The 1,323-nt window shown below is 34.5% G+C and carries 2 protein-coding genes and 1 pseudogene; 1 reads left to right on the top strand and 2 read right to left on the bottom strand.

Annotated elements, in window-relative coordinates:
* Positions 1 to 80: 80 nt before the first annotated feature.
* Entirely contained in the window at positions 81 to 569 is a 489-nt protein-coding gene (locus tag AC2A07_RS19635) for a transposase (RefSeq protein ID WP_484051793.1), read from the bottom strand.
* Positions 566 to 706 carry a hypothetical protein gene (locus AC2A07_RS19630; RefSeq protein WP_484051792.1) on the bottom strand — a complete coding sequence of 47 codons (141 nt, stop codon included), beginning with the start codon at positions 704 to 706 and terminating at the stop codon, positions 566 to 568. The genes AC2A07_RS19635 and AC2A07_RS19630 overlap by 4 nt, the downstream gene beginning before the upstream one ends.
* A 156-nt stretch (positions 707 to 862) precedes the next feature.
* Between AC2A07_RS19630 and AC2A07_RS19625 the strand changes: the two are divergent.
* Positions 863 to 1,323, top strand: a pseudogene (locus tag AC2A07_RS19625) (RHS repeat-associated core domain-containing protein); the annotation flags it as partial.

Genomic DNA, 1,323 nt, shown 5'->3' with positions numbered 1-1,323 from the left:
TTTTACTAAGTACATGACAAAAATATCTGCATTCAAATTCATTCTGTTAAGATTAGTTAGTAGAATGTTATTCAAACATTCTAATCCATACTTAAAGACACTGAGGGCTTTTCTTTGGTGTTTTTTGTTTTTATCTGTCTGATATTTTCATCTACATAGTCACCAATTTTATAATACCAGATTAAAGCAATCATGACAATAATGAATAATTTTTCCAGTCTTTTTTGGTCTGTAACATGAGTATTTTCAATATTGAATCCACTGCTTTTAAACGCTCTGAAAAGCGTTTCAGTCTGCCATCTTTTCTTATAATATTCCAAAGACTCTTCAAGCCTGTTAAAAGAGACTAAAATCAAAAAATCCAATTTACCTTCTCTATCATAGTTCTTCAATCCTGAAACATAACATTTAACTCCATTGATTCTTACGATTTTAGGATGATGATAAAATTCTTTTTCTTTCAACTTATTAAACAGACAATAGACAGGCTTTTCTTCATTCCTGTCAAAGCAGAAAACTTTAAAATTATTCCTGAGCCTTATGTAATATCTAATTTTGTCTCTGTTCAAAAATCCAGCCAGTGATGACCGATAAACTCTCTGTCTGCAAGCAGACAATCTATAGAGTCTTTCCTAAACCAATTGATAAATTGACGGACTAATTCAATTCTTTCCAACGTGTCGGAATTTCCTCTTTTATCTAACATTTTGAACATGATGGGAATAGCTATATTTTTATAACAAATTCCAAGCATCAGAATAAATATAACGAACTCTCACAGCTTGAAACTAAAAAAGTCGGCGGTAACAATAAATCCACTCCTCTTCAGAAGGTAGATTATCAGTATAATATCCGGGGATGGATGACGAAGATCAATGATCCTGCGAATTTGGGAAGTGATTTGTTTGGCTATAAAATCAAATACAACCAGGTCGAAGGAGAAGAAAATCCCAACACTGATTTTATGGATCTTAAAGTCAAACCCAGATTTAACGGAAACATCGCTGAAGTAGACTGGAAAACCAACACAGCAGCAGGTGACAACCTCAGAAGGTATGGATATGTTTACGACAGCCTCAACAGACTTCTGGCAGGTTTTTACCAGAAAGATGTCAATCCTTCAGCTAAAGAATATTTTGAAAAAACAGCATATGATCTCAACGGGAATATCACCAACCTGAAAAGATCAGAAGGGGTATTACAGGGAAGCGCGACGGCTATGAGGATTGATGACCTTAATTACAGTTACACCGGAAACAGATTAAACAACGTCACGGATATTTCAGGTCAGTATTCAGGATATCCTGAAGCTTCGGGAAATCT

The organism is Chryseobacterium sp. HNCC26DJ238 (assembly GCF_057180465.1).
Note: the sequence above shows the minus strand (reverse complement) of the source record. Positions and strands in the feature narration are given on the sequence as shown.